General features: G+C 72.9%; 16 protein-coding genes. 5 read left to right on the forward strand and 11 right to left on the reverse strand.

Annotated features, from left to right (window positions below):
- Nucleotides 1–23: 23 nt before the first annotated feature.
- Together B086_RS0124730 and B086_RS0124735 are read right to left on the reverse strand one after the other, a co-directional pair.
- Nucleotides 24–1,340 (reverse strand): MFS transporter, encoded by a 1,317-nt coding sequence (locus B086_RS0124730; RefSeq protein ID WP_018569121.1) that lies wholly within the window; start codon nt 1,338–1,340, stop codon nt 24–26.
- Nucleotides 1,337–1,987, reverse strand: coding sequence for a GntR family transcriptional regulator (locus B086_RS0124735; RefSeq protein ID WP_026252741.1), 651 nt, complete (start codon nt 1,985–1,987; stop codon nt 1,337–1,339). Before B086_RS0124735 ends, B086_RS0124730 begins: the two co-directional genes overlap by 4 nt.
- A gap of 209 nt (nt 1,988–2,196) precedes the next feature.
- Here B086_RS0124735 and B086_RS0124740 point away from each other — a divergent pair, with 209 nt between their 5' ends.
- Both B086_RS0124740 and B086_RS0124745 read left to right on the forward strand, forming a co-directional pair.
- A complete protein-coding gene (locus B086_RS0124740) occupies nt 2,197–3,099 on the forward strand; it encodes a D-alanyl-D-alanine carboxypeptidase family protein (protein WP_018569123.1) in 903 nt (300 codons plus the stop codon).
- A gap of 211 nt (nt 3,100–3,310) precedes the next feature.
- Complete coding sequence (locus B086_RS0124745; protein ID WP_026252742.1) at nt 3,311–4,267, forward strand: Bro-N domain-containing protein; 957 nt, start codon at nt 3,311–3,313, stop codon at nt 4,265–4,267.
- A gap of 83 nt (nt 4,268–4,350) precedes the next feature.
- On the opposite strand, the gene B086_RS0124750 is transcribed toward B086_RS0124745, so the two are convergent.
- From B086_RS0124750 to pdhA, 3 genes are read right to left on the reverse strand one after another with little or no spacing between them, the layout of a single operon-like run.
- The gene (locus B086_RS0124750) at nt 4,351–5,802 is read right to left on the reverse strand and encodes a dihydrolipoamide acetyltransferase family protein (RefSeq protein ID WP_026252743.1); all 1,452 of its coding nucleotides are present in this window, start codon (nt 5,800–5,802) and stop codon (nt 4,351–4,353) included.
- Nucleotides 5,803–5,813: 11 nt separating this feature from the next.
- Nucleotides 5,814–6,791, reverse strand: a complete 978-nt coding sequence (locus B086_RS0124755) for an alpha-ketoacid dehydrogenase subunit beta (protein WP_018569126.1) — start codon at nt 6,789–6,791, stop codon at nt 5,814–5,816.
- 1 nt (nt 6,792) lies between these two features.
- Complete coding sequence (gene pdhA, locus B086_RS0124760; protein ID WP_018569127.1) at nt 6,793–8,019, reverse strand: pyruvate dehydrogenase (acetyl-transferring) E1 component subunit alpha; 1,227 nt, start codon at nt 8,017–8,019, stop codon at nt 6,793–6,795.
- 539 nt (nt 8,020–8,558) lie between these two features.
- On the opposite strand from pdhA, the gene B086_RS0124765 reads away from it, so the two are divergent.
- A complete protein-coding gene (locus B086_RS0124765; protein WP_018569128.1) occupies nt 8,559–9,575 on the forward strand; it encodes a phosphotransferase in 1,017 nt (338 codons plus the stop codon).
- 97 nt (nt 9,576–9,672) lie between these two features.
- On the opposite strand, the gene B086_RS0124770 is transcribed toward B086_RS0124765, so the two are convergent.
- On the reverse strand, nt 9,673–11,286 hold the full coding sequence (locus B086_RS0124770; protein ID WP_018569129.1) for a protein kinase domain-containing protein: 1,614 nt from the start codon (nt 11,284–11,286) through the stop codon (nt 9,673–9,675).
- Between the two features lie 402 nt (nt 11,287–11,688).
- Here B086_RS0124770 and B086_RS0124775 point away from each other — a divergent pair, with 402 nt between their 5' ends.
- Nucleotides 11,689–13,359: a protein kinase domain-containing protein gene (locus B086_RS0124775; RefSeq protein WP_018569130.1), complete on the forward strand. Its 1,671-nt coding sequence runs from the start codon at nt 11,689–11,691 to the stop codon at nt 13,357–13,359.
- 110 nt (nt 13,360–13,469) lie between these two features.
- Here B086_RS0124775 and B086_RS0124780 read toward each other — a convergent pair whose 3' ends face one another.
- Nucleotides 13,470–14,012, reverse strand: a complete 543-nt coding sequence (locus tag B086_RS0124780; RefSeq protein ID WP_018569131.1) for a bacterial proteasome activator family protein — start codon at nt 14,010–14,012, stop codon at nt 13,470–13,472.
- A 230-nt stretch (nt 14,013–14,242) separates the two neighbouring features.
- Between B086_RS0124780 and B086_RS40675 the strand changes: the two genes are divergently transcribed.
- A complete protein-coding gene (locus tag B086_RS40675) occupies nt 14,243–14,920 on the forward strand; it encodes a hypothetical protein (protein WP_051115902.1) in 678 nt (225 codons plus the stop codon).
- 52 nt (nt 14,921–14,972) lie between these two features.
- On the opposite strand, the gene B086_RS0124790 is transcribed toward B086_RS40675, so the two are convergent.
- From B086_RS0124790 to B086_RS0124805, 4 genes are all read right to left on the reverse strand, one after another.
- The gene (locus tag B086_RS0124790; RefSeq protein ID WP_018569132.1) at nt 14,973–15,953 is read right to left on the reverse strand and encodes an NAD(P)H-quinone oxidoreductase; all 981 of its coding nucleotides are present in this window, start codon (nt 15,951–15,953) and stop codon (nt 14,973–14,975) included.
- 102 nt (nt 15,954–16,055) lie between these two features.
- Complete coding sequence (locus tag B086_RS0124795; RefSeq protein ID WP_026252744.1) at nt 16,056–17,153, reverse strand: potassium channel family protein; 1,098 nt, start codon at nt 17,151–17,153, stop codon at nt 16,056–16,058.
- Nucleotides 17,150–18,643: a molybdopterin molybdotransferase MoeA gene (locus B086_RS0124800; protein WP_018569134.1), complete on the reverse strand. Its 1,494-nt coding sequence runs from the start codon at nt 18,641–18,643 to the stop codon at nt 17,150–17,152. The genes B086_RS0124795 and B086_RS0124800 overlap by 4 nt, the downstream gene beginning before the upstream one ends.
- Nucleotides 18,640–19,509, reverse strand: a complete 870-nt coding sequence (locus tag B086_RS0124805; protein WP_026252745.1) for an NTP transferase domain-containing protein — start codon at nt 19,507–19,509, stop codon at nt 18,640–18,642. Before B086_RS0124805 ends, B086_RS0124800 begins: the two co-directional genes overlap by 4 nt.
- Between the last annotated feature and the right edge of the window lie 25 nt (nt 19,510–19,534).

Consider the following 19,534-nt stretch of genomic DNA (forward strand, 5'->3'; position numbering starts at 1 on the left):
GACCGGACCGGCGTCCGGTGGGCTCAGGCGGGGACGTGCACCGACTCCACCCGGCTCGCCACCAGCCGCTCCCGCTCCCGGCGGGCCGCCCGCCCGCGCAGCCGGAGGATCTGGCTGACCCCGAGCGCCTGGAGGACGAACACGGCGCAGAAGGCGACCGTGTAGTCGTCGTCCGTCGCGTCCAGCAGCACACCGATCGCGAACAGCGTCGTCATCGAGGCGATGAAACCGCCCATGTTGGTGATGCCGGAGGCGGTGCCCTGCCGCTCCGCCGGATTGGCGGGCCGGGCGAAGTCGAACCCGATCATCGAGGCGGGGCCGCACGCCCCGAGCACCGCGCAGAGCGTCACCAGCAGCCACATCGGCGCCCGTTCGCCCGGGTAGAGCAGGGTCGCCGCCCACATCGCGGCGGTCACCGCGACCGTGCCGAGCGCCAGCGGCAGCCGGGCCGCGTGGTGCCGGGCGACGATCTGGCCGTAGACCAGGCCGACGGCCATGTTCGACAGGACGACGAGCGTGAGCAGTTCACCGGCCGTGCCGCGGGACAGGCCCTGCGCCTCCACCAGGAACGGCAGGCCCCACAGCAGCAGGAACACCATCGCCGGGAACTGCGTGGTGAAGTGCACCCACATGCCCAGCCGGGTCCCCGGCTCGCGCCAGGACGCGGCGATCTGCCGGCGCACATAGGCGGCGCCCTGATGCGGCACCGGCTCCGGCTCGTGGCCCTCGGGGTGGTCCTTCAGGAAGAGGACCAGCAGCACCAGCACCACCGCACCGGCCAGCGAGCTGCCCGCGAAGGCCGCCGTCCAGCCCACCCCGTGCAGCAGCCGGGCCAGCACCAGGGTGGAGACGAGGTTGCCCGCCATGCCGACGAGCCCGGCGAGCTGCGCCACCATCGGCCCGCGCCGCGCGGGGAACCACCGGGTGCCCAGCCGCAGCACGCTGATGAAGGTCATGGCGTCGCCGCAGCCGAGCAGCGCCCGGGAGGCGAGCGCGGTGCCGTACGACGCCGAGAAGGCGAAGCCGAGCTGGCCGGCCGTGAACAGCACCACGCCGATGCCCAGCACCTTCTTGGTGCCGAGCCGGTCGACGAGCAGGCCGACGGGTATCTGCATGCCCGCGTAGACGAGCAGTTGGAGGATGGAGAAGGTGGACAGCGCGGAGGCGCCCACGTGGAAGCGGTCGGCGGCGTCCAGTCCGGCGACGCCCAGCGAGGTGCGGAAGATGACCGCGACGAAGTAGACGGCGACGCCTATGCACCACACGGCGACGGCCCGCCGGCCGCCCGGCGGATCGCCGGGGAGGGTGACGGAGGCCGTCGTACCGGCCGTGGAGCTCATCGGACCTCACCCCGCGCCAGGTGCGAGAACCAGCTGACGTGCCGGTGGACGACATCGACGGCCGCCTCGGCGTCGCCGTCGCGCAGCGCCCGCAGGATCTCCTCGTGCTCGGTGAGCGTCTTGGCGATCCGGTCGGGATGGGAGTGCATGACGGCCACCCCCATGCGCAACTGCCGGTCGCGGAGCTGGTCGTAGAGGCGGGAGAGGATCTCGTTGCCGCCGCTGCGGACGATCTCCGCGTGGAAGCAGCGGTCGGTGACGGAGGCCGCCGCGAGGTCGCCCGCCGCCGCCTGCTCCTTCTGCTGCTCCAGCAGCTCCTCCAGCCGGGCGATGAGGGCGGGCGGGGCGGGGACGGCCTTGCGCGCGGCGTGCTCCTCGACCAGCTGCCGGGTCTCGACGACGTCCGCGATCTCCTGGGCGGACACCGGCAGGACCAGCGCTCCCTTCTTCGGGTACAGCTTGAGCAGCCCCTCGACCTCCAGGCGCAGCAGCGCCTCGCGCACCGGGGTGCGGGACACCCCGACCGCCTCGGCCAGTTCGCCCTCGGTCAGGAGGGTGCCGCCCTCGTAGCTGCGGTCCAGCACCGCTTGCTTGACATGGGTGTACACGCGGTCGGCGGCGGGGGGCTGCTTCACTGCCAGGCTCATGCCGACAGCATAGATACAACACGTACGCATAAGGGATGCCGTCCAGCATGCGGACCGGCCGCCGCGATCCGCACGCTTCCCCTCGTTTTCCCCTCGTCCCGTGAACAACCAACTGTGCTACTTACGTGTCCTACAGACGCGGCCCTTCTTTTGTTGTCCCACAACTCGGCCGCACCATAGGGTTTTTCGACATAATCGGGGTATCTCACTTGAAAACCGGCATCCAGGCCACCCGACTCCGCAGAGCCGCAGCCGTCGCCCTGACCTCCGGCGCGGTGCTCGCCGCGGCAGCGCTGACCGCGGCCCCCGCGCAGGCCGTCGCCACGCCCTCCATCGCGGCCAAGGGCGGCTACGCGATGAACAACGCGAACGGCTCCTCGCTGTACACGAAGAACGCGGACACCCGGCTGTCCACCGGCTCCACCACGAAGATCATGACCGCCAAGGTCGTGCTGTCGCAGCGGGGTCTCGACCTCAACTCCAAGGTCACCATCCAGAAGGCGTACAGCGACTACGTCGTGCGCAACAACGCCTCCCAGGCCCACCTGATCGTGGGCGACAAGGTGACCGTGCGCCAGCTCCTGTACGGGCTGATGCTGCCCTCGGGCTGCGACGCCGCCTACGCGCTGGCCGACAAGTTCGGCTCGGGCAAGACCCGTGACGCCCGGGTCAAGTCCTTCATCGGCAAGATGAACAGCGCCGCCAAGGACCTGAAGCTGAAGAACACGCACTTCGACTCGTTCGACGGCATCGGCAACGGCAAGAACTACTCGACGCCGCGCGACCTGACGAAGATCGCGAGCAGCGCCATGAAGAGCTCCACGTTCCGCTCGGTCGTGGCGACCAAGTCGTACCGTGCCAAGACCGTCACCAAGACGGGCTCCACGCGCACGATGGCGACCTGGACCAACACGAACACCCTGCTCAGCAGCTACAAGGGCGCCATCGGCGTGAAGACCGGCTCCGGCCCCGAGGCCAAGTACTGCCTCGTCTTCGCCGCCACCAAGGGCAAGAAGACCGTCATCGGCACGGTCCTGGCCTCCACCTCCGTCAACCAGCGCGGAACCGACGCCACCAAGATCCTCAACTACGGCTTCGCCCGCCTGGGCTGACCCGGCCGACGAAGCGAAGGGCCCCCGCCGGCATCCGGCGGGGGCCCTTCCCCGTCCCGTCGGCCGCTCGCGTCCCGGCCCGCCCGTCATACACCTCCGGCCGCCCCACCGCGGCCGTATCGCCCATCTTCCCTCGCAATCGTGAAGATCCCGCTCCTGGCTGGCATATGCGGTTTTACCCGCTCTACCTTCCGCAGCGGAGGTGGTTCGCATGAACGAACCCAGCAGGAAGCCCCACCCGGTCCAGCGCCACGGGGCGATCGACATCAATGACTTCGTGTACGCGGCGACCGGCGACCGTGTCCGGCGTCTGACCATGCCGGACGGAAGCCACTGGTTCCCGGCGGTGGACGTGTGCAAGCGACTGGGCTACACGACGCCCCGCAAGGCGCTGCTCGACCATGTTCCGGAGGATCACCGAGACAATCTCGAGACAGTGACTGGAAGTCACTGTCTCAGCATTCCCGCAGGCAGGAGCTGGCGCCGAGACTTGCAGCTCATCGATCTCCAGGGCCTCATCCTCCTCGTCAACGCCTGCACCAAGCCGGCCTGCGCCCCCTTCAAGCAGTGGGTCGCGGAAGTGATCGAGACCGTGCAGCGCGAGGGCTCCTACACCCTGGAGGAGGCCGAGGTGCAGCCCGCGGCACCGGGATCGCCGATCGCCTACGCCATGCCGGAACAGGTCGCCGACGCCATCGTCCGGCTGGAGTCGCACAACCTCCAGGTGGACGAGGAGATTGCGAACGCACAGCGTGAATCGCTCGCCGTGCAGAAGCAGATGCTGGCCGCGCAGCAGGCGACGCTCGCCGCCCAGCAGGTCATCGCCCAGGCCATGCAGCGCATCGCGGACCGGCTGGACACCCCGGCCCTGGAGCGGCCCGCGCGGGTGACGGCCGCCGCCGGGGGGACCACGACGGAGGCCGTACTGGCCGACTGGCGGCGGCGGCTGTCCGTCACCGAGGACGTGTGGGCGGTGGCCGTGGTGATCGCTCCCGTGCTCGTCGAGGAGGGGGAGCTGCGCCGGCCGCTCGAATCGATCGCGGCGCGCACCGGGCTGCCGGTGCGGCGGGTCAACGAGTGCCTGCGGATGCTGCGCAAGCACGCCTGCATCCGGTCGCGGGGCGCGGCGAAGGACGGGGCCCCGGTGTACGTGCTGAACCGCACCTGAGTGCGGGCAGAGCGGAGGGGCCGGTCGCAAACCAGAGTTGCGGCCGACCCCTCCAGGTCGCCGAGGCTAGCGGATCAGAGCCGTCAGGCCCAACTGATCAGCCGCTTGGGGTGTTCCAGGATCGCGGCGACATCGGCCAGCACCTTGGAGCCCAGCTCGCCGTCGACCAGGCGGTGGTCGAAGGAGAGGGCGAGGGTGGTGACCTGACGGGGCTTGACCTTGCCCTTGTGGACCCAGGGCTGGAGCTTGATCGCGCCGACCGCGAGGATCGCGGACTCGCCGGGGTTGAGGATCGGCGTGCCCGTGTCGACGCCGAAGACGCCGACGTTGGTGATGGTGACCGTGCCGCCCTGCATGGCCGCCGGGGACGTCCGGCCCTCGCGGGCGGTGGCGACCAGCTCGCCCAGGGACTCGGCGAGCTGCGGGAGCGTCTTGGCGTGGGCGTCCTTGATGTTCGGCACGATCAGCCCCCGGGGGGTGGCCGCGGCGATGCCCAGGTTGACGTAGTGCTTGAGGACGATCTCCTGGGCGGCCTCGTCCCAGGACGCGTTGATGTCCGGGTGGCGCTTGATCGCGACGAGCAGCGCCTTGCTGATCAGCAGGAGGGGGTTCACCCGCAGTCCGGTGAACTCCTTGTCCTGCTTCAGCTCCTCGACGAGCTTCATGGTGCGCGTCACGTCCACGGTCACGAACTCCGTGACGTGCGGGGCGGTGAACGCGGAGCCGATCATCGCCGCCGCCGTGGCCTTGCGGACGCCCTTGACCGGGATGCGGGTCTCGCGGCCGGTGTCGTAGGAGGCGGCCGGGGCCGGGGCGGTGGCCGGGACAGCGGCCGGGGCCTGCGCCGCCGGTTCCGCCGTCGCCGCCGTCACCGGGGCCGCCGCCGCGGCGGTGGTCGTCGTGGCCGCCGCGTGCACGTCCTCGCGCGTGATGATGCCGTCCGGCCCGGAGGGGACCACGGTCGTGAGGTCCACGCCGAGGTCCTTGGCCAGCTTGCGCACCGGAGGCTTGGCCAGCGGGCGTTCCCGCACCTCGGGGGCGGGCCCGGCGCCGTGGCCGTTCAGCTCGGCCTGGACCGCCGTCGCCGCCGGGTTCGCCCCGGCGGTCTCGGCGCCCTTGCGCGGGCGGCGCTTGCTGGCGGAGGTGGAGACGCCGTAGCCGACCAGGACCGGCTGGCGGCCCTCCGGCTTCGGCTCCTGGGCGGCCGGCCGGTCCTCGGCGGCCGGGGCCGCCTGGGCGGGCACCTCGGCCTGGGGCTCGGCCGGAGCCGCGCCCGCGACGGCCACCGCGATGATGGCCGTGCCCACGTCCACCGTGGTGCCCTCGGGGAAGCGCAGCTCGCGGACCACGCCGTCGTAGGGGATGGGCAGTTCGACGGCCGCCTTGGCGGTCTCGACCTCGCACACCACCTGGCCGTCGGTGACCGTGTCGCCGGGCTGGACGTACCACTTGAGGATCTCGGCCTCGGTCAGCCCCTCGCCGACGTCCGGCATCTTGAACTCGCGTACGGACGCCACATCCGTCATCGTCGTCACGACCCTCTCCCTCAGTACGCCAGCGAGCGGTCGACGGCGTCGAGCACGCGGTCGAGGTCCGGCAGATAGGACTCCTCCAGGCGCGCCGGCGGGTACGGCGCGTGGTAGCCGCCGACCCGCAGGACGGGGGCCTCCAGGTGGTAGAAGCAGCGCTCGGTGATCCGGGCGGCGATCTCCGCGCCGGAGCCGAAGAAGACCGGGGCCTCGTGGACGACGACCAGGCGGCGGGTCTTCTCCACCGACGCCTGCACGGAGTCGAAGTCCAGCGGGGAGACCGAACGCAGGTCCAGGACCTCCAGGGACTTGCCCTCCTCGGCGGCCGCGGCGGCGGCCTCCTGGCAGAGCTTGACCATCGGGCCGTAGGCGGCCAGCGTGAGGTCGGTGCCCTCGCGGACGACCTGCGCCCTGTGCAGCGGGGCGGGGATGGCCTCGGTGTCGACCTCGGCCTTGTCCCAGTAGCGCCGCTTGGGCTCGAAGTAGATCACCGGGTCGTCGCTCTGGATGGCCTGCTGCATCATCCAGTACGCGTCCGACGCGTTGGACGGGGAGACGATCTTCAGGCCCGCCACGTGCGCGAAGAGCGCCTCGGGGGACTCCGAGTGGTGCTCGACCGCGCCGATGCCGCCGCCGTAGGGGATGCGGACCACGACCGGCATCTTGACCTTGCCCAGCGAGCGGGCGTGCATCTTCGCCAGCTGGGTGACGATCTGGTCGTAGGCCGGGAAGACGAAGCCGTCGAACTGGATCTCCACCACCGGGCGGTAGCCGCGCAGGGCCAGGCCGATCGCCGTGCCGACGATGCCGGACTCGGCCAGCGGGGTGTCGATCACGCGGCTGTCGCCGAAGTCCTTCTGGAGGCCGTCGGTCACCCGGAACACACCGCCGAGCTTGCCGACGTCCTCGCCCATGACGAGGACCTTGGGATCCGCTTCCAGGGCGCGGCGCAGCGACTCGTTGATCGCCTTGGCCAGGGCCATCTTCTCCGCCATCTCAGACCCCCTCGGCGTCCGCGAACGACGCCTGGTAGGCGGCGAACTGGGCGCGCTCCTCGTCGACGAGCGCGTGCCCGTCCGCGTACACGTTCTCGAAGATGGCGAAGTGGTCCGGGTCCGGCATGGCACGGACCGCCTCGCGCACTCGCTTGCCCAACGTCTCGCTCTCGGCGTCGAGTTCCGCGAAGAATCCCTCGTCCGCGTGGTGTGACGCCTCCAGATGGCGGCGCAGGCGCAGGATCGGGTCCTTGGCCTCCCAGGCGGCCCGCTCGTCGTCGTGGCGGTAGCGGGTGGGGTCGTCGGAGGTGGTGTGGGCGCCCATGCGGTACGTGTACGCCTCGACCAGGGTGGGGCCCTCGCCCGCGCGGGCGCGCTCCAGCGCCCACCGGGTGACCGCGAGCGTGGCCAGCACGTCGTTGCCGTCGACCCGGACGCCGGGGAAGCCGTAGCCCTGCGCGCGCTGGTAGAGCGGCACGCGGGTCTGCTTCTCGGTCGGCTCGGAGATGGCCCACTGGTTGTTCTGGCAGAAGAACACCACGGGGGCGTTGTAGACGGCGGAGAAGGTGAAGGACTCCGCCACGTCGCCCTGGCTGGAGGCGCCGTCGCCGAAGTAGGCGATCACCGCGCTGTCGGCGCCGTCCTTGGCGATACCCATGGCGTAGCCGGTGGCGTGCAGCGTCTGCGAGCCGATGACGATCGTGTACAGGTGGAAGTTGTTGCCGTTCGGGTCCCAGCCGCCGTTGTTCACGCCGCGGAACATGCCGAGCAGGTTGGTCGGGTCGACCCCGCGGCACCAGGCGACGCCGTGCTCGCGATAGGTCGGGAAGACGTAGTCGTCGTCGCGCAGGGCGCGGCCGGAGCCGATCTGGGCGGCCTCCTGGCCGAGCAGCGAGGCCCACAGACCCAGCTCGCCCTGGCGCTGGAGGGCGGTGGCCTCGGCGTCGAAGCGACGGGTGAGCACCATGTCGCGGTACAGGCCGCGCAGGTCGTCGGCGGTGATGCCGGAGACGTACTTGTCGTACTCGGCGTTCTTGACGCGCTTGCCCTCGGGCGTGAGCAGCTGCACGAGGCCGGGCTCGGCACCCTTCGCGGCTGCGGCCTTCCTGGCGGTCGTGCGGGTGGTGCCCTTGGTGCCGGTGGTGCCGGCCGCCTTGGTGCCGGACGTGCCGGCCTTGCTTCCGGCGCTGCGTCGCGATGTGCGCGCGGCAGTGCTCTCCACGGTCACGTGTGCTCCTCCGTCGGTCCGGCCCCCGGGGTTGCCGGTAGGCCAGTGCGGCTCACCTGTTTCGACCACGGGGCACGGGGTGGGTGCCACTCGGCCGGGAACAGGCGTGACAGGTGCCCCGGCGAGCGCCCTGCAACAGCCACGTTACCCAGTGCTCCACATTTCTGGGAAACCCCTCCTGACCTGCGCGTTTCCTTGGATTTCCAAGTATTTTCGCTTGGACGTCCAAGTACCTCGCCGGGCACGGGGGGCAGCCGCTGGTCACAGCCTTGCAGGGGGCCGGAACACCGGCACGTTATCCCGGTCACCCCGTAGTCGGGAAGAGTTCACGAGTGGCCGGAACCGCTCTTGACCGTCCACGCCGCCACACGGCCGAGGTGCCCAGAAATCGGGACGAAGGGAGGACGAAGGGAGAACGGCCCGGTGATCTCATGTGACCGAAAGCGACTTGCGATGACTGTCTGTGACAAGCCCCAGCTCACCGGCCCGGTCGTTGCCCTAGCATCTGCCGCGTGCAGCGCCCATGTGTACCACCCTCTGTGCCCCTCGCGCCCCCTCTGAACGCTCTGCTGCGCCGGTACGCCGCCGGTTCCGCCGTCGCCTGCGAGCCGGTCGACCAGGGGCTGCTCAACCGCGGATACCGGCTGTGCACGACCCGCGGACGGTACTTCCTCAAGCATCACTTCGACCCCGACACCGCCGACCCCGCCTCGATCGCCCGCCGGCACCGCGCCACCCAGCGCCTGGCCGACCTGGGCGTCCCGGTGGCGCCCGCGCTGGCGGGCCGGGACGGACGCACGGTCGCCGTGGTCGGCGGCCACGCCTACGCCCTGTACCCGTGGATCGACGGCAGGCACCGGCACGGCGGCCAGCTCACCACCGGCCAGTGCACCCGCCTGGGCGCGCTGCTGGGCGCCGTGCACGCCTGTCTGGAGCGCGTGATGCCCCCCAAGGCGCGCACCCGGCCCGCGCGGGGACCGCACCCGGTCGAGAGCGCCGACCCGGCCGACACCCTCAGCCTGATCGACGACCTGCTCGGCCACGTCCGCCGCCACCGGCCGCCGGACGCCTTCGACGAGCTGGCCCGGCACCGGCTCCTGGAGCGCCGCACCCTGCTGGAGCAGCACGCCGCCCGGCGCCCGCCGCCCGGCGGCCCGGTGGGCTGGGTGCACGGCGACTTCCACCCCTTCAACGTGCTCTACCGGGGGGACGCGCCCGCCGCGATCGTCGACTGGGACCGGCTCGGGGTGCAGCCGCGCGCGGAGGAGGCGGTCCGCGCCGCCGCGATCTTCTTCGTCCGGCCGGGCGGCACCCTGGACCTGTCCAAGATCACGGCCTACGCGCGCGCGTACCGGCGCGCGGCCGGGGCCACGGCCGCGGAGCTGGCCGCCGCCGTGCACCGGGTGTGGTGGGAGCGCCTCAACGACTTCTGGATGCTGCGCTGGCACTACGAGCGCGGCGACACCCGCGCCGATCCCCAGTTCCCGGCCGCCTCGGCGCTGGTGGTGTGGTGGACGAAGGAGTACGACGCGGTGTGCGGGGCGTTCGCGCAGTAGGACGGGCCCGGAGGCCGTACGGGGGCCCGGGACGGCGGGCGGACACACGTGCGCGCGTGGAGCCCCGTCGGGGTTCCACGCGCGCGTGCGGGTGCGCTCAGTCGCCCGTGTCGTCGTCCGGCGGGCCGGGAGTGCTGCCACCGTCACCGGTGCCCGGCCCGCTGGACGTCGGCGGCGAGTTGCTGCCGCCGCCGGGCGGCGTCGTCTGCACCGGCGGGCTGGAGGCCTCGTGGGAGGGCTCCTTCGAGGGCTCCTCGGTCGTGTCGTCCGTGGGCTTCTGGGACGGCGACCACGACGGCCGCTGCGAGGGCTTGTGGTTCCAGCCGGTGCCCGCCGAGCCCGACCCGGTGTCCGTGGACGAGTCCGAGGGCTGCCCGGTCGAGTCGTCGGTCGGGCTGGAGCTGGGCTGCTCGTCCTGGGTGGACTGGGTGGCCGAGGGCGAGGTGGTGGTGCCGGAGGTGCCGCCGTCGCCGCCCTTGCCGCCGGTGCTGTGCAGCGCCAGCGCCACGCCCGCCGCGATGGCGACCACCGCGAGCACGGCAAGGATCCACAGCTTGCCCCGGCCGCCCTCGCGCCGGTTGCCGTGCCCCTCGAAGCCGCCGTCGTCGCGGTTGCCGTACCCGGAGGGCAGGATCGGCTGCGGGATCTGCGTGGTCCCGGCGTGGGCCTCGCCGTGGTGCGGCATCACCGTCGTCCCGGCGAAGCCGGACGCCGGGGTGTGCCGGGCGTCGGGGGCCGCCACCGGACCGGTGTTCCAGGTGCCGGTGTGGCCGCCCTGCTCGTAGAGCATCTGGAGGGAGTACTGGACCAGGCCGCGCATCTCCTCGGCGGTCTGGAACCGGTCGTCGGGCTCCTTGGCGAGGGAGCGCATGACCAGGCCGTCGAGTTCGGGCGGGCAGGCGCCGCCCGAGGTCGAGGACGGCGGCACCGGCATGTCCTGGACGTGCTGGTAGACCACCGACAGCGGGGTCTCGCCGGTGAACGGGGGCCGCAGCGCGAGGAGTTCGTACAGCAGGCAGCCGGTGGCGTACAGGTCGGAGCGGTGGTCGACGGCCTTGCCGAGGGCCTGCTCCGGGGAGAGGTACTGCGGGGTGCCCATCACCATGCCGGTCTGCGTCATCGTCGTGGACGCCCCGTGCAGGGCGCGGGCGATGCCGAAGTCCATCACCTTCACGGCGCCGTGGTCGGTGATGATGACGTTGGCGGGCTTGATGTCGCGGTGCACGATGCCGTGCTGGTGCGAGTAGGCCAGCGCCTCCAGGACTCCGGAGACGATGATCAGCGCCTGCTCGGGGCCCGGCGCCTCGGCGTTGAGCAGCAGGTCGCGGATGGTGCGGCCCTCGACCAGCTCCATCACGATGTACGGCACGGACTGGCCGCCCACGACGTCCTCGCCGGAGTCGTACACGGCGACGATCGCGTGGTGGTTGAGGCCGGCCACGGACTGCGCCTCGCGCGTGAAGCGGGCCTTGGAGACGGGGTCCTCGGCCAGGTCCGCGCGGAGCAGCTTGACGGCGACGGTACGGCCCAGCCGTACGTCCTCGGCCGCGAACACCTCGGCCATGCCGCCCCGGCCGAGCCGGTGCGTCAGCCGGTACCGGCCGTCGCCGACCAGACCGCCGTTGCCCCACATCTCCGGCATGTCCGACATACCGCCGCCGCCAGACGCCTCGGGGTCGGACGGGCCCTGGGCGCGTTGCGTCTGGTCCATCAGTCCTCGCCGTCGTTTCTGCCCGCGGGTGCGCGGTGTTGTCACGGTCTCCGTCGGCCACGCTACAGGCTCGGCGCAAGCCGCCGGTCCGGGTTCACCGCGGGGACCGGTCCGGGACGGACCGGTCATCAAACCGCGAGCGGCCGCCGTCGTGCAAATCCCGTGTACCGGTCGTACGACCGCTGTAACGCTTGCGCGACGCTTCTTTCGCGTACGGTCACGGAACGGGCACCGAGCTTGACGTGTCGGTGCCCTGGGGCAGACTTGGCCGGGAATAACACTTTCGATCATCGAGATCCGGACATGAGGTCAGGTCACGTCCGGTCCCGGGGACCGTCGACGGACAGCCGATCGCGCGCGAGGCAGCCGCTGCCGCCGCGCGCTACATGGGGGACGCAGAAGATGAGCCAGGACGGCGCACAGGGCCGGTTCGCGGGGCGGGCGCTGGCCGGCGGCCGGTACCAGCTGCGCGACTTGCTCGGCGAGGGCGGCATGGCCTCGGTCCACCTCGCCTACGACTCCGTGCTCGACCGCCAGGTCGCGATCAAGACGCTCCACACCGAACTGGGCCGGGAACCGGCGTTCCGCGAGCGGTTCCGCCGCGAGGCCCAGGCGGTGGCCAAGCTCACGCACACCAACATCGTCTCGGTGTTCGACACCGGCGAGGACACGCTGGACTCCATGACGACGCCGTACATCGTCATGGAGTACGTCGAGGGCCGGCCGCTGGGCTCGGTGCTCGACGAGGACGTGCGCCGCCAGGGCGCGATGCCCGCCGACCAGGCGCTGAAGGTCACCGCCGATGTGCTGGCCGCCCTGGAGATCAGCCACGAGATGGGCCTGGTCCACCGGGACATCAAGCCGGGCAACGTGATGGTGACCAAGCGCGGCGTCGTCAAGGTCATGGACTTCGGCATCGCCCGCGCCATGCAGTCCGGCGTCACCTCGATGACCCAGACCGGCATGGTCGTCGGCACCCCGCAGTACCTCTCTCCCGAACAGGCCCTGGGCCGGGGCGTGGACGCGCGCTCCGACCTGTACTCGGTCGGCATCATGCTGTTCCAGCTGGTCACCGGGCGGCTGCCGTTCGACGCCGACTCGCCGCTGGCCATCGCCTACGCGCATGTGCAGGAGGAGCCGGTGGCGCCCTCCTCGGTCAACCGCGCGCTGCCCCCGGCGGTGGACGCGCTGGTCGCCCGCGCGCTGAAGAAGAATCCCAACGAGCGCTTCCCGAGCGCCGAGTCGATGCGCGACGAGTGCCTGCGCGTGGCGGCCTCCTTCCAGGCGGCCCCGCCCAGCATCGTCCCGGGTTCCCATGCGCCGAGCGGCGCGGGCGTCGGCTCCGCGGTGTTCCCACCGGTCGACACCGCGCCGCCGGTCGCCGGCCAGGTGCAGACGCCGTACCAGCCCGCCCCGGCGCCGCACCCGTACGGCACCCCGGCCCCGGGCCCCGCCCCCACGCCGTCGTACGGCTATCCGCAGCAGACGGCCGGGTACCAGACCCCGCCCGCCGCCTCGCCCTACGCCCCGCAGCAGGCGTCGACGCCCCCGCCGTACAACCTCTCCCCGCAGTCCCCGGCCTCCTCCGGCGGCTCGCCGGGCGGCCGGGGGAACAACAAGGTGGTCATCCTCGCCTCGGCGGCCGTCGCCGTGATCGCCGTCGCCGGTCTGATCGCCGCGCTGCTGCTGAACGGCGGCGGTGACGACGACAAGGCCAAGGGCGACGACACCGGCACGAGCGCGAGCCCCGGCTCCTCCTCGGCCCCCGTCGAGGGACACCGCGGCCCCGACACCTCCAAGACGATCGACGTGAGCTCCTGCAAGGAGCCGCAGGAGTCGTACAACGACCCCAAGCTGATCAAGGTGCCGAACTTCCAGTTCAAGTACATCGGCTCGGTCAAGGAGTGCCTCCAGGCGGCCGGCTGGCACCTGAAGGAGGTCAAGCAGGATGAGAACACCTACGGCCAGGGCACCGTCATGAGCCAGTTCCCCGCCGCCGACACGGACGTCGACCCGAAGAACATGCCGACGATCCAGCTCTACGTGTCGACGGGCGACCCGGCGACGTCCTGACCGGCGGGCCCGCCCGGCGAACGGACACGGAGGAGGGCCCGGCAGCCTGGCTGCCGGGCCCTCCTCCGCTCATGTGCGTGTGCGTACGGCCGGAGGCGGCCGGTGCGCGGTCACAGGTACGGGCCGCCGGAGCGGCCGCCCGTGCGCGGGTCCTCGACGACGCCCTCGTGGCCGACGCCCGGCGGCAGGGCGCGGCGCATCTGCTCCAGCTGGGCGCGGGCGGCCATCTGCTGGGCGAACAGGGTGGTCTGGATCCCGTGGAAGAGGCCCTCCAGCCAGCCCACCAGCTGCGCCTGCGCGATCCGCAGCTCCGCGTCGCTGGGGGTGCCCTCGTCGGTGAACGGCAGCGAGAGGCGCTCCAGCTCCTCGACCAGTTCCGGCGCCAGGCCGTCCTCCAGCTCCTTGACCGAGCTGGCGTGGATCTCCTTGAGCCGGGCCCGGCTGGCGTCGTCCAGCGGGGCGACCCGCACCTCTTCCAGCAGCTGTTTGATCATGCTGCCGATCCGCATGACCTTGGCGGGCTGCTCCACCTGCGCCGTGACCGGGGTCTCGTGCGAGTCGTCGTCCCCGCCGCCTCCGAGCGCCATGCCATCCTGGCCCACGACCAGGATCTGCGGATTCTCCGGCGACCGTTCGTTCCTCGGCATCTCCATACCGCCATTCTCTCGCACCCGTACCCGTCACCTCCCCGGTGCCCCCCGCGGACGGTGATCCACCGTGCCGCGTCCGGGGCGTCGGCCGGGCCGAGTCCCCGGCGCGGTCGCCCCGGCGGTCCGCACCGGGGATTCGACCCGGCGGCCGAACCCGGAATGCCGGATCGCTCCGGTGATGTGACTGTGGTGGCACTGAACCACTGATCGGCCACCGTGAGGGGGTCCCCGGGGTGACTCCATGGCTGCCGCGCACCGCGCCGGGGGCGGCGGGACGGCTGATCGTGCCGGTACCGGTCCTGCTGGCGGCGCTGGTCCTGTCCGGCGGCCCCGCCTCGGCGCACCCGCGGCCGCCCGGCCCGCCGCCCTCCGCCTCGGCGCCCGGGACGCCCGTACCCACGCCCTCCGCCACGGCGGCGCACGCCGCCCCGTCGACGGCCCCGGTGCGTCCGCCCGCCCCGAAACACCCGGCACCCGCCTCGTCCCCCGCGTCCGCCGCCCCGGTCCTCCTCCAGGCTCTCCAGGCCCTCCAGGCCGCTTCCCCGGCGGCGGCGCCCGCCCGCCGCGAGCCGTCCGGCGGGGACGACGACGAGGACGAGGGGCGGCGGCGCCCGGGACGGGCGCACCGGCACGAGGGCGGGGTGAAGGACGGTGGCCATCGCCCGCCGTGGCAGGACGGAGAGGGCCGCCCGGACGCCGCCTCGCCCGGTACGCCGACGGCCGCCCCCCGCTCGCCCGGGGCGTCCGTCGTCCCCCTGGCGTCCGCCTCCACCCGGCCGCCCGCCCCCCGCCCGCCGGGCGGTACCGCCTCCGGTCCGGTCCTGGAGATGCTGCCGCTCGGCAGCGGACTGGTCCTGATCGGGCTCGGCCTGGGGCTGGCCTTCATCGCGCTGCGGGTGCGCCGGGCGTAGGCCGTGTCCGTGGCGCACGGCCGGAGCGCGGGCCCCGGCCGTGCGCGGCCGGTCAGGAGGCGACCAGCAGCACCTTGCCGATGTGGCCGCTCTCTTCCACGATCCGGTGCGCGGTCGCGGCGTCGCGCATCGGCACCTCGCGGTCGACGACCGGACGCACATGCCCGTCCGCGATCAGCGGCCAGACGTGCTCGCGTACGGCGGCCACGATCGCCGCCTTCTCGTCGAGCGGGCGGGCCCGCAGCGAGGTCGCGCTGATCGCGCCCCGCTTGGCCAGCAGGGCGCCGATGTTCAGCTCGCCCTTGGCACCGCCCTGCATGCCGATGATCGCGAGCCGGCCGTTGACGGCGAGCGCCCGGACATTGCGGTCCAGGTACTTGGCGCCCATGTTGTCCAGGATGACGTCGGCACCGGCCCCGTCCGTGGCCCGCCGGATCTCCTCGACGAAGTCCTGCTCGCGGTAGTTGATCAGGATGTCCGCGCCCAGTTCGGCGCAGCGGTCCAGCTTCTCCCGGGTGCCGGCCGTGACGGCGACCCGCGCACCGGCGGCCTTGGCGAGCTGGATCGCCATGGTGCCGATACCGCTGGAGCCGCCGTGCACGAGCAGGGTCTCGCCGGGACGCAGATGGGCGACCATGAAGACGTTCGACCACACCGTGCAGACCACCTCGGGCAGGGCCGCCGCCTGCCGCAGGTCCACGCCCTGCGGGACGGGCAGCAGCTGTCCGGCCGGTACGGCGGTCTTCTCGGCATAGCCGCCGCCCGCGAGCAGTGCGCACACCTCGTCGCCGACCGCCCAGCCGGACACCCCGGGGCCGAGCGCGGCGATCCGTCCGGAGCACTCCAGACCGGGGTGGCCAGAGGCGCCGGGCGGCGGGTCGTAGTGGCCCTGCCGTTGCAGGATGTCGGCCCGGTTGACGGCGCCGGCCACCACCTCGACCAGCACCTCCCCCTCGGCGGGCACGGGATCCGGCACCTCGTCCCACACCAACGCCTCGGGGCCACCGGGTTCGGGAATCGTGATCGCATGCATGGGGCCGACGCTACTCCTCGCCCCGTCCCGCACCACCGGGCAGCGGCATCCGCGTGCCGCACCGCGCCGGGCGGGCGGCGCACGGGCCCGGGGACCGGGCGGTCAGTCCTGCGGCAGCGGGCGGATGTCCGGGGTGACCTGCGTGCCGGGCGTCGCCCGCACGATGGTGATCAGGCGGTCCGTCAGCTGGAGGGAGGCGGCGGCCGGGTCGTCGTACCCGAGGACCCGGTGCCCGCGGACGACGCTGACCACCAGGTCGTCGATCTCGCGCGGACTGCGGCCCGTCTCGGCCTTTATGACGGGCCGTTCGACGATGTCCAGCCCGCTGCCCTGCTGGATGAGGTCCTCCATGACCATGCCGGCGGCCGGGCTGAGCACCGAGAGGCCCAGCAGCCGTCCCGCCGCGCTCGCGCTGGTGATCACGGCGTCCGCGCCGGACTGCTTGAGCAGCGGGGCGTTCTCCTCCTCGCGCACCGCGGCGACGATCTTCGCGCTCCGGTTGAGCTGCCGGGCCGTCAGGGTCACCAGCACGGCCGTGTCGTCCCGCTGTGTGGCGATGATGATCTGCCGCGCCCGGTGGACCTCCGCCCGCTTCAGCACCTCGCTGCGTGTGGCGTCGCCGATGACGCCGGCGTACCCCTCGGCCGTGGCCACGTCGATCGCCTTGGAACTGGGGTCGACCACGACGACCTGCTGCTGCTTCAGCCCGGTCGCGCAGACGGTCTGGATCGCCGACCGCCCCTTCGTCCCGAAGCCGACGACGACGGTGTGATCGCGCAAGGTGGACCTCCAGCGGCTCTGGCGCCATTCCTCACGGGTGCGCTCGGTGAGGACTTCGAGCGTGGTGCCGACGAGGATGATCAGGAACAGCACGCGCAGCGGCGTGATGACGAGGATGTTGGTGAGCCGGGCGCTGTCGCTGACAGGTGTGATGTCGCCGTACCCGGTGGTGGAGAGCGTCACCGTCGCGTAGTACGCCGAGTCGAGGAGGTCCACGGTCTGGTCGGCGCTGTCGTGATAGCCCGCGCGGTCGACGTAGACGACCGCGACGGTCACCACCAGCACCAGCAGTGCCATGGCGAGTCGCTTCGCGACCTGGCGTATGGGGCGGTCGACGAGTTTCCTCGGGAGTTTCACCCGATGGGTCACGAGATGCTCGTCCGCCTGGCGGGCGATCGCATCATGGCCCGGAAGTTTCACGTGAAACACACTCCGATTCCGGCGGCGGCCCAGGGCAGATCGAGCAGTTCGGCCTCCTGGCCCGCACGAAGGCCGCCCGCCGGTACGACGGCCAACGCGTCGGCCGCGGCGACACCCCGCAGCATGGCAGGCCCGTTGTAGCGCAGCGGGACCGCATGGTCGCCGCGCAGTACGGAGGGTACGAGCCGGGTGTCGTGCGGATGGCCGTGCACCCCGTCCCGCAGCGGCAGCGTGTACGGCTCCGGGGCCGGGCGCGCGGCCAGGACGCGCAGCAGCGGTTCGGCGAGCGTGATCAGCCCGGAGACGGCGGCGAGCGGATTGCCGGGCAGCCCGACGAGGTGCTGGTCCTCCTTGGTGCGGGCCAGCAGCATGGGATGGCCGGGGCGTACGTCGACACCGTCCACCAGGAGGTCGGCGCCGAGGCTGTGCAGGGTGGGGCGGACATGGTCGACGGGCCCGGCGGCGGTGCCCCCGGTGGTGACGATCAGATCGGCCACGGACCGGCTGAGGGCTTTCTGTAGCGCCTTGGCGTCGTCGCCGATACGGCGCACCGCGGCCACCTCGGCGCCCAGCGCGCGCAGCCAGGACGGCAGCATCGGGCCGAGCGCGTCCCGGATCCGGCCGTCTCGGGGCAGGCCCTCGATGAGCAGTTCGTCGCCGAGCACGAACACGTCGACGCGCGGCCGGGGCACGGCGGTCAGCGTGTCGTACCCGGCCGCCGCCGCCAGGCCCAGCACGGCCGGGGTGACCAGGGTGCCGGCAGGCAGCAGGTGCTCACCGGAACGGCACTCCTGTCCACGGGGCCGGATGTCCTGGCCGTGGCTCAGCTCCCGGACCGAGTGCAGCCGGCCCTTGGCGTCGGTGCGGCCGTGCTCGGTGCGCAGCACGGCGGTGGTGTCCTGCGGGATCCGGGCACCGGTGGCGATGCGGGCCGCCGTGCCGTCGGTCAGCGGCTCGGGCTGCGCGTCCCCGGCCAGGGAGCCGCCCTCACGGACGTCCCACGGACCGGGTCCGGCGACCGCCCAGCCGTCCATCGCGGAGGTGTCGAAGGAGGGCAGATCGGTGAGGGCCGCGACGGGCTCGGCCAGGACCAGGCCCAGGGCCGCGTCCAGGGCGACCGAGACGGGGGAGCGACGGGCGATGCCCCGCGCGGCGCGTCCGGCGATCTCGCGGGCCCGGGGCCAGGACGTCGTCCGCGGGTCGGCCTGCGAGGCGTACGGCGTGCCGTACGGGAGCGGGCCGGAGCCGGTTGCGTACCCGGGGGAGGCGGCACCGTCCGCTGCGGGGGCGGGGCCGCCGCCGGGCAGACGGCCGGGGCCGAAGCCGGGGCCGGGCAGGTGGCCGCCACCGGGGAGGTCACCGCCGCCCGGGAAGTGACCCGCGCTCCCGTTCGCGAGCGCGAGCGCCTCCTCGACGTCGAGGTCCTCGGTGTCCCGGGTTCCGGCTGCCTTCCCGGCGTCCTCGCCGGTCTGCGCGCCGCGGGCCGTCATCCGGCGTCCGGGCGGGTGTCGGGCGTGGCGTCGGGGGCCGCGCCGGGCTCGCCCGGCGAGCTGTCCTCGTCCGCCCAGCGCAGCGCCAGCGCCGCGGCCTTGCGGGCCGCCTCGGCGACCGCCTCAGGACCCGCTCCGGCCTGCCGCGCCGCCGCGTAGCCGACGAGGAACGTGGTCAGGGGCGCCGCGGGCCGGGCCACGCCGTGGGCGGCGTCGCGGGCGAGGTCGAGCAATACTCCGGTGTCGACGTCCAGGTCGATGCCCAGCTCGTCCTTGACTGCGGAAATCCATTCATCCAGCACGTGCCCATGCTCCCTGATGCGTGCCCTGGCGGTGGCGATGTCGTCCCAGGTGTCGCAGTCGAACGAGGCGACATCGTCCGGAACACGGGTGAGGTCGAGCACCGCGGTCAGCCGACGCAGCGGCAGCCCGTCGAGCGCGCCGTGCTCCCGGGTGAGCCCCGCCAGCCCGCGGCGCAGCGCGGACGCGCGGTAGGCCGCCACGAGCGGCTGGTCGCGGCCGTCGGCGTCGGTGAGCAGCGCGCCGTCGGCACGGCCCGCCCGCAGGGCGGCGAGCAGCCGCCGCACCGTGTCCGGCCGCAGGAAGGGCAGGTCGGCGGAGAGGACGACGACCAGATCAGCGGTGGTACGGGACAGTCCCGCCGCGAGCGCGGCGAGCGGGCCGCCGCCGGGCGGCTCCTCGCGCGCCCAGCGCACGGGCCGCGCGGTGGGCCGGGGATCGGCCACGACGACGGTGACGGTCGCGTCGGCGCACGCGTCGAGCACCCGGTCGAGCAGGGCCCGGCCCCCGACCCGCACCCCCGGCTTGTCCACCCCGCCGAGCCGCCGCGCGGCACCCCCGGCCAGGACGACGACGTCGTGGCCGGGGGAG

Source organism: Streptomyces sp. PsTaAH-124, assembly GCF_000373685.1.
Classification (GTDB): domain Bacteria; phylum Actinomycetota; class Actinomycetes; order Streptomycetales; family Streptomycetaceae; genus Streptomyces; species Streptomyces andamanensis.